Origin of the sequence: Bradyrhizobium sp., from assembly GCF_019242285.1 — a bacterium.
GTDB lineage: Bacteria > Pseudomonadota > Alphaproteobacteria > Rhizobiales > Xanthobacteraceae > Bradyrhizobium.
Genome location: NZ_JAFAVV010000714.1, coordinates 1 through 8,298 on the forward strand (window position 1 = coordinate 1; position 8,298 = coordinate 8,298).

Annotated in this window: 8 protein-coding genes; 4 read left to right on the top strand and 4 right to left on the bottom strand. The window is 66.1% G+C overall.

Going from position 1 to position 8,298, the window contains the following annotated elements:
* The coding region (locus JOY90_RS28835) for an acyl-CoA dehydrogenase family protein (RefSeq protein WP_291694490.1) at positions 1 to 987 on the bottom strand (987 nt) is incomplete at its 3' end.
* A gap of 157 nt (positions 988 to 1,144) precedes the next feature.
* Between JOY90_RS28835 and JOY90_RS28840 the strand changes: the two genes are divergently transcribed.
* Entirely contained in the window at positions 1,145 to 1,690 is a 546-nt protein-coding gene (locus JOY90_RS28840; protein ID WP_291694491.1) for a carboxymuconolactone decarboxylase family protein, read from the top strand.
* 154 nt (positions 1,691 to 1,844) lie between these two features.
* On the opposite strand, the gene JOY90_RS28845 is transcribed toward JOY90_RS28840, so the two are convergent.
* Positions 1,845 to 3,065, bottom strand: coding sequence for an MFS transporter (locus JOY90_RS28845; RefSeq protein ID WP_291694492.1), 1,221 nt, complete (start codon positions 3,063 to 3,065; stop codon positions 1,845 to 1,847).
* Between the two features lie 102 nt (positions 3,066 to 3,167).
* The gene (locus tag JOY90_RS28850) at positions 3,168 to 4,415 is read right to left on the bottom strand and encodes an MFS transporter (RefSeq protein WP_291694493.1); all 1,248 of its coding nucleotides are present in this window, start codon (positions 4,413 to 4,415) and stop codon (positions 3,168 to 3,170) included.
* Between the two features lie 187 nt (positions 4,416 to 4,602).
* Between JOY90_RS28850 and JOY90_RS28855 the strand changes: the two genes are divergently transcribed.
* Positions 4,603 to 6,675, top strand: a complete 2,073-nt coding sequence (locus JOY90_RS28855; protein WP_291694494.1) for a prolyl oligopeptidase family serine peptidase — start codon at positions 4,603 to 4,605, stop codon at positions 6,673 to 6,675.
* A 15-nt stretch (positions 6,676 to 6,690) separates the two neighbouring features.
* Here JOY90_RS28855 and JOY90_RS28860 read toward each other — a convergent pair whose 3' ends face one another.
* Positions 6,691 to 7,365 (bottom strand): DUF938 domain-containing protein, encoded by a 675-nt coding sequence (locus JOY90_RS28860; RefSeq protein WP_291694495.1) that lies wholly within the window; start codon positions 7,363 to 7,365, stop codon positions 6,691 to 6,693.
* Positions 7,366 to 7,534: 169 nt separating this feature from the next.
* Between JOY90_RS28860 and soxX the strand changes: the two genes are divergently transcribed.
* Together soxX and JOY90_RS28870 are read left to right on the top strand one after the other, a co-directional pair.
* A complete protein-coding gene (gene soxX, locus JOY90_RS28865) occupies positions 7,535 to 7,870 on the top strand; it encodes a sulfur oxidation c-type cytochrome SoxX (protein WP_291694496.1) in 336 nt (111 codons plus the stop codon).
* A gap of 28 nt (positions 7,871 to 7,898) precedes the next feature.
* Positions 7,899 to 8,298 (top strand): thiosulfate oxidation carrier protein SoxY (locus JOY90_RS28870; RefSeq protein ID WP_291694497.1); only part of this gene is annotated, 400 nt, incomplete at its 3' end.

Below are 8,298 nucleotides of genomic sequence, written 5' to 3' on the forward strand. Positions count from 1 at the left end.
GGTGCCGTAATATTTCATCGCCGAGGAGAACGCCGGGTGGCCCTGCCCTGCCTTGGCGAGATCGACCATGCGCTCGGCGGCGGCGGCGAGCGCGGCCTCGTCGATCTCGAACGACGCGATTTGGCCGCGCAGGATCGGATCCTCCAATCGTCCTTGCTCGTCGGTGCCGACGGAGTTGGCGGCGACCTGGCCGAGCGGCCGGCCGACGCCGCGCTCGCCCATGCCGGAGATCATCGCGCGCTCGTGTTGCAGGAGGTATTTCGCGACATCCCAGCCGCGGTTGACCTGGCCCACCACATGCGACTTCGGCACCCGGACATTGTCGAAGAAGGTCTCGCAGAACGGCGAGCGGCCGGAGATCAGGAGGATCGGTTTCGTCGACACGCCGTTCGACGTCATGTCGAACAGGATGAAGGAGATGCCGTCATGCTTCTTCGCCTCGGGATCGGTGCGCACCAGGCAGAAGATCCAGTCGGCGTAGTTGGCGTAGGACGTCCAGATCTTCTGGCCGTTGATGATGAAGTCGTCGCCGTCGCTCACGGCGCGGGTCTGCAGCGAGGCGAGGTCGGAGCCCGCGTTGGGCTCCGAATAGCCCTGGCACCAGCGGATCAGGCCCGCGGTGATGTTGGGCAGATGTTCCTTCTTCTGCGCCTCGGTGCCGTATTTCAACAGCGCCGGCCCGAGCATGGAAATGCCGAACGAGCTCAGGGGCTGGCGCGCGCCGATCACTGCCATCTCCTGCCGTACGATCTTGGCTTCCTCGCCGTCGAGGCCGCCGCCGCCATATTCCGTCGGCCAGTGCGGCACGGTCCAGCCTCTGTCGCGCATCCGCTCGAACCAGACGCGCTGCGGTTCGGAAGAGAATTTCGCGTTGCGCCCGCCCCAGAAGGTGTCGTCCTCGGCGGTCACAGGCTTGCGCATCTCCGGCGGGCAGTTGGCCTCGAGCCAGGCGCGGGTTTCGCGGCGGAAGGTTTGAAGGTCGGCCATGGGTCACGTTTCCACTGTCAAGATCGTTGCTTTCGACCTTAGCCCGCGGCGCGCGGATTTCAATATGTCCGTCAGCGCCTGTGCCGCCGCGGGTTGTGGTCAGGGCCCGTGATCCGGTGTACGGATGCGAGGGACAGGAACGCAGAGGAAGACCGCGATGCGGCTGAAACTATTGTCGCCCGACGACATGAATGACGACCAGAAGCAGACCTATGACGAGGCGGTCGCGGGCAAGCGCGGTTCGGCGCCGGCGCCGATGATGGCCTGGCTCAACAGCCCGGAGATGGCGCGGCACGCCACGCGGCTCGGCGAGACGCTGCGCTTCAACACGATGTTTCCGCCCAAACTGTCCGAGATCGCGATCCTGGTCACGGCGCGGCACTACACCGCGCATTACGAATGGTGGGCGCACAAGCGCCTCGCGCTGAAGGGCGGCATGGACCCGAAGGTGATCGACGCCATCCGCGACCGCCGCACACCGGTGTTCGACGATCCCAAGGGCCAGATGATCTATGTGGTCGCGAAGGCGCTGCACGGGAATCACGGCCTGTCGAAGAGCCTCTATGACGACGCAGTCAAGGAATTGTCCGAGCGCGGCCTGGTCGAAGTGATCGGGCTGTGCGGCTATTACGCGCTGGTGTCGATGACGCTGAACACGTTCGAGTTCGAGGTGCCGGCCGGCGAGGCGTCGGAGCTTGCGTAGGATGGGCTAAAGCGGCATCTTGCACCGAAGCTGAACACACGAAGGCAAGAGCGCGCCCACCGTTCCAGCCGCCGCTACCGAGAGAAATGCTGGGCACGGCGCTTCCGCCTTCGCTCTGCGAGCTACGGCGGACGCGGCCGCGCCTTAGCCCACCCTACGCAGTTTTTGCGTGGCCCCGCACCATGATCAGGACGGCCGCCATCAACTGCAGCGCGATGCAGCCGTAGAACGGCAGCGTGTAGCTGCCCGAGAGATCGCGCAGCGCGCCGACCACGCCGGGGCCGAAGGCATAGGTGACCTGGGCGATCGCGGTCTGCAGGCTGACCAGCACGCCGAACGAGCGCGGGTCGAATTCGCGCTGCACGATCAGGGACGGCAGCGTGATCAGGTTGCCGACCGAGAAGCCGAACACGGCGCAGGCCGCGATCAGCACCAGATCGGCGCGCAGATTGATCAGCACCAGGAGCGCGGCGGCCTGGCTCACGAACGACAGCGCCGATGCAAGACGCTGGTTCAGCCGGTCGATCACGGTGGAGAACAGCACGCGGCCCACGACAGCCATCGCCGTCAGCAGCGCGATCGCCGTGGTCGCATTCGCCCGCCCGATCACTGGATCGAGGAACGCGATCAGGTGCACGATGAAGCCGACCTGCGCGAACAGCACCAGCGCGAACGCGATCGTGACCGAGAGAAAGCCGATGTCGCGTAGCGCGCGGCCGCGAATCTGCGTGGCGGACGAAAGATCCGTCGCGGCGGCGGCCTGGGCGTGCAGCGGCGGGCGTCCGACGAAGATCAGCACGGTCGGCACCACCAGCACGACCATCACGGTGGCGGCCACGATCATCGCCTGCGCGAAGCCGAAATGGCCGATGCCGATCACGAGCAGCGGCACGCCGGCGATGCCGCCAAAACTCGCGCCGTTCAGCGCCAGGCTGATCGCCATGCCGCGCTTGTGGGTGAACCAGAGGCCGAGCGTGTTGGTGATCATGCCGAGGCTCATGCCGGCCCAGCCGAAGGCCAACGCGGCATCGGCGAGATAGAGCTGCCAGGGCTCGCGGACCTGGCCGAGCGCGACGGCCGCGAGCGCGGTCGCACAGGTGCCAGCGATCAGGCAGTTGCGCGGGCCGAACTTCTTCACCGCCTCGGCGACGAACACGACGATCAGCGCGCCGAACAGATAGAAGAAGGTGGTGGCGCCTGATATCAGCGAGGCCGGCCAGCCCCGCGCGCGCTGCAGCTCGGCGAGATAGACGCTCTGGCCGTAGAAGCCGAACGCCCAGCCGAAAGTGGCGACCAGGAAACAGACCGCGACGATCCGCCAGCCGGCGTAGCGGCGCGAGGTTTCGTCGACGAGGACGGGGCTGGAGGCGTCCACGGATGGCTCCCTTTCGATTCCGGGCCATCAAGATGTGACCGCAATGCGTGAACGGCCAGAGGCGACTACTTCGATGCGTATCGAAATGTCAGCATCTGTCAGCTAGAGGCTCGGCCCGGCAAATTCCTCGATCGCCTGCAGCCGGCCGCGCCGCCAGCGCACGAGCGAGGCCAGCGCGAGCACGGCGAGCCCGAGCGCGACCGGCGGATAGACCACGAGATTGACCGCCGACCAGCCGTAATTGGCGAGCAATTGGCCCGATGAGAACGAGCCGATCGCCATGGTTCCGAACACCAGGAAATCGTTGAAGGCCTGCACCTTGTTCTTCTCCTGCGGCAGGTGCGTTTCCAGGACCATCGCGGACGCCCCGACGAAGCCGAAATTCCAGCCGAAGCCCAGCACCACCAGCGTCGCCCAGAAGTGCGGCGCGGTGATGCCGGCGAGGCCGATGGTGGCGGAGACCGCCTCGAGCGCGAGCCCGAATGCGACGATGGCGGGCGCGCCGAAACGCGCGATCAGCGTGCCGGTAAGGAAGCTCGGGCCGTACATCGCCACGATATGCCATTGGATGCCGAAATTGGAATCCGAGACCGAGAGCCCGCACAGCTTCATCGCGAGTGGCGCCGAGGTCATCACCAGACTCATGATCGGATAGGCGATGATGCCGCACAGGGCGGCCGCCATGAAGCGCGGCTGCCGCACGATCGTAAACAGCGGCCGTCCGCCATGCAGGTCCGCCGGCGCGGGTCTCGGCGCATCGACGCCGGCAACGATCGCCATCGCCACCAGCGCGACCGCAGCCTGCACCACGAAGCTGAAGGCGAACAGATAGGGCGGCCAGACGTCCATCGTCCATTCGACGAGCTGCGGACCGAGCACGCCGGCGAAAATGCCGCCCAGCATCACCCAGGACACCGCCTTCGGCCGATAGGCGGCGCTCGCGCCGTCGGCAGCGGCGAAGCGGTAGGATTGCGCCACCGAGCCATAGAGCCCGCCGAGAAACGTGGCGCCGCAGAACAGCCAGAACAGGCTGTGCAGGATCGCGAACGCGCCGAGCAGGCCGGTGAGCACGCCGCAGCCGGTGCCGATGATGAAGGCGGTGCGGCGGCCATAGCGCCGCGAGATCGCGCCGGTCGGCAACGTGCCGGTGGCCATGCCAACCACGAACATCGAGAGCGGGACTGTGGCAAGCGACAGACTGGGCGCAAGCGTCGCGCCGATGATCGAGCCGGTCGCGAAGATGACGGAGGAATTCGCGCCGGTCAGCGCCTGCGCCGCGGCAAGCCGCACCACATTGGCCTTGACGCGGGCGTCATCGGCCATCTCCCCGCTGGCGGTCATGTCGATCATTGAGGGCATTTCCCGGCTGGCGGCCCGTCTGCAGGACCTTTTTCCGAATCACTATGGACGGAGGGGCCGAGCCGATCAACCGACGCCAGCGGGCGCGGGCCATGCGCGCAAAGCGCGTTGGACAGAACCGGCTCTGCCGCGCTAATCAAGGACTTGGAAGCGGAAATAATGCCTGCGGAGTTCGAGCGTGCCGATCGACGACAGACCCACCACTGCCGCCCCCGACGACGATCCGTATCTGTGGCTGGAAGAGATCGAAGGCCCGCGCGCGCTGGAATTCGTCGACCGGCAGAACCGCCTGACGCTCGACGCCTTCGCAGGCGCCGGCTTCGAGCGCGACCGCGATGTGCTGGCGGCGATCTACGACCGGCCGGACAACATTCCTTATGTCGGCCGACGCGGTGGACTTCTCTACAATCTCTGGAAGGACGCGGAGCATCCGCGTGGCCTGTGGCGCCGAACTACGTTGAATGAGTTCCGCAAGCCCGATCCTTCCTGGGAAGTCGTGCTCGACATCGATCTGCTCGCCGCAACGGAAGGCGAAGACTGGCTTCTGAACTGGTCGAGCGCGCTGCCGGGCGATGCGCCGCGGGTGATCCTGAACCTGTCGCGCGGCGGCAGCGACGCCGTCACCCTGCGCGAGTTCGACTTGGCGACGAAACGCTTCGTGACCGACGGATTCGTGCTGCCGGAAGCCAAGGGTGGCGCCGCCTGGGTCGATGCGGACACCATTCTCCTCGCCAGCGCCCATGGCGAGGGCATGGCCACGAGTTCGGGCTATGCGAGAACCGTGCGATTGTGGCGGCGCGGCGAGCCTGTGGAGCGAGCAAGCGTGGTGTTCGAGACAACATCCGATCGCATGAGCATCGGCTGCGACGTCGACCGAACCGGGGCGACGCCACGGATCTGGTTCGTCGACCAGCTGGATTTCTTCAATTTCGACATCTGGCTCGGCACCGAGAGCGGTGCGAGCCTGAAGCTCGACCTTCCCTCCGACATCTGGCTGCAGATTCACGGCGACTGGCTTGTCCTCAAGCTCCGCTCGGCCTGGACGGTCGCCGGCGTGACGCATGCGGCGGACGCCGTGCTCGGCATTTCGCTGTCGGCCTTCCTTGCCGGAGACCGCGCTTTTGAGGTCCTGTTCGCGCCGGCCCCGCGGCGCGCGCTGCAAGACTTTTTCTGGGCCGACGGAAAGTTGGTGCTCTCCATTCTGGACGAGCTGCGGCCCTTGTTCGAGATCTGCACGCCATCCGACGCCGGCTGGAGCCGCGAGAGGTTGCGCGAACTTCCTGATGTCGGCGTCGTCGACGTCTGGCGCCTCGATCATCATGAATCCGAGAGCAACGGCGACCTGCTCGCCAACGCGCAGGACCCGCTCACACCGCCGTCGCTGATGCTCATCGAGCCGGGCGTCGGCGGTCCCACCGTGCTGAAGCGGGCACCGAGGACGTTCACCGCCGACGGATTCTTGGTCACGCAGCATGAAGCGATCTCCATCGACGGCGAACGCATTCCCTATGTGCAGACCGGCCCCGCCGGCGAAAGCGGTGACGCTCCGGTTCACATGAGTGCCTATGGCGGCTTCGGGCTTGCGGTGAAGCCGTACTACAATTCGGCGCTCGGCAAGCTGTGGCTGGAGCGCGGCGGCACCATCGTGCAGGCCAACCTGCGCGGCGGCGGCGAATTCGGCACGCGCTGGCACGATGCCGGCCGGCTTGCCGGCAAGAAATTGTCGCATGACGATTTCGCCGCGGTCGCCGCCGATCTCGTGCGGCGCGGCGTGACGCAACCGAAGCGCATTGCCGCGGAGGGCGGATCGAACGGCGGCATCCTCATCACCAACATGCTGACGCGTTATCCCGAGCGCTTCGGCGCCCTGTTCTGCACGATCCCGCTGATCGACATGCGCCGCTACACCAAGCTGCTGGCGGGCGCGAGCTGGATCGCCGAATATGGCGACCCCGACAAGGCCGAGGCGTGGGAATGGCTGAAGACATACTCGGCCTATCACGCCGCGAAACCCGGGCAGCCCTATCCGCCCATCCTGATTGCCACGACGCGGCGCGACGACCGTGTTCATCCCGGACATGCCCGCAAGATGGCCGCCAAGCTGCAGGCGATGGGCTATGAGGCCTATTTCCACGAGCCGGCCGCTGGCGGGCACGGCTACGGCAAGGACAACAAGGAGCGCGCCGGCTTCCAGGTGCTGGGCCTTCGCTTCCTCAAGAGCAAGATCGGCTGGCTCGATGGTGAGGCTTGAGCGGCCATCGCCGGCTCATGACCTCACGAACACCAGGATCAGATTATTGGCCGGCATCTCCACGGCCTCGCGCAGGGCAAGGCCGGCGGCCGTGGCAAGCTTTTCGACATCGGCGATGTCGCGCACGCCCCATTCCGGATTGCCCTCGCGCAGGCTGGTGTCGAACACCGCGTTGCTGAGCGCGGTGTGCCGTCCATCGCGCTTGAACGGGCCATAGAGAAACAGCAGCCCGTCGTCGCGCAGGGCGCGCCCGGCGCCGGCGATCAGGCCTTCGGCGACGCGCCAGGGCGCGATGTGAATCACGTTGGCGCAGAACAGCGCCAGCAATTCCTTCGGGCCCCCCTCGCTCTTCATCGCGGCGTCCCAGTCCGGATCGGATACGTCGAGCCGAAGCGGCGCGCAGATGTTGGCGAGTCGCGCGTGCTCGCGCCAGGCTGCGATGCTTCTGAGATGTGCGTCGTTGAGATCGCTCGGCCACCAGGTGACGGCCGGGCTGTGCCGGGCGAAATGCACCGCGTGCTGGCCGGTACCGCTACCAACCTCCAGCACGTCGCCGCGCCGGCCGTTGAGAAAGCGTTCCAATACCGCCCAGATCGGCTCGTGGTTGCGATGGTACGCCGGCGCGTCGAGCCGGCCATCCGCCTCGACCCGCCCGCCATCCTTGCCGAATTCGACGACATATTCCGCCATTGAGCATCAATCTCCGGTCCCTGGCGCACATGAGAAGCGGCAAGGAAACATTTTAACCGCGTTCGGCAGCCGCTATAGTGAGCCGTAACGGCCCGATGGCCTTCATGCCACCGACCGCATATAGTTCACGCAGCAGCTTTCGCGAAATGAAGTGACCGTCAGTCCCGTCATGAAATTCACGTTACCGTTGGCGCTCGCGCTGTTGACCGGCGCGCTGCCGGCGCATGCGCAATCGGCCGCCGCCGAGGGCCAGAAGATCGCCTTCGACCGCGGCAAGGGCAATTGCCTGAGCTGTCACGCGATCAAGGGTGGCGAACTCGCCGGCACGATCGGGCCCGAGCTGAAGGACATCAGGCAGAAATATCCCGACCGCAGCGAGCTGATCGCGATCCTGACCGATGAGACCAGGCGCAATCCGCAGACGGTGATGCCGCCGTTCGGCCGCAACCGGATCCTGACGGAAGCGGAGATCAGTGCGGTGGTCGATTTCCTGCAGACCTTGTGATGGCGTGTTTTTCGAGGAGACCCGCGCAATGACGTTTCTTTCCGGCCGATCGTTGGCGACACGGCGCCTCGTGCTGCAAGGCATCGGCTCGGTGGCGCTGATCGGCTTCGCGCCGGCGCTGGCCGCCGCCAACGACCCGTATCCGGAGGACGCGTTCAAACAGAAGAGCGACACCGATGCGATCAAGGCGCTCTATGGCCGGCCGCACGAGGGGTCCGACAAGGTCAAGCTCGATGCGCCGGAGATCGCCGAGAATGGCGCGGTGGTACCGGTCGCGGTGACGACATCGCTTTCCGACGTGACCTCGATCTCGTTCTTCGTCAGCGAAAACCCGAACGCGCTCGCCGCCTCCTACCGGATTCCGGAAGGCACCGTGCCGGCGGTCGCCAACCGGCTGAAGATGGCGAAGACCTGCAACGTCACCGCGA

Excerpts from the sequence above, each read along its gene's own strand:
- soxX (WP_291694496.1), top strand. The coding sequence starts at position 7,535 with ATGAAATTCACGTTACCGTTGGCGCTCGCGCTGTTGACCGGCGCGCTG.
- JOY90_RS28850 (WP_291694493.1), bottom strand. The coding sequence starts at position 4,415 with ATGATCGACATGACCGCCAGCGGGGAGATGGCCGATGACGCCCGCGTC.
- JOY90_RS28840 (WP_291694491.1), top strand. The coding sequence starts at position 1,145 with ATGCGGCTGAAACTATTGTCGCCCGACGACATGAATGACGACCAGAAG.
- JOY90_RS28860 (WP_291694495.1), bottom strand. The coding sequence starts at position 7,365 with ATGGCGGAATATGTCGTCGAATTCGGCAAGGATGGCGGGCGGGTCGAG.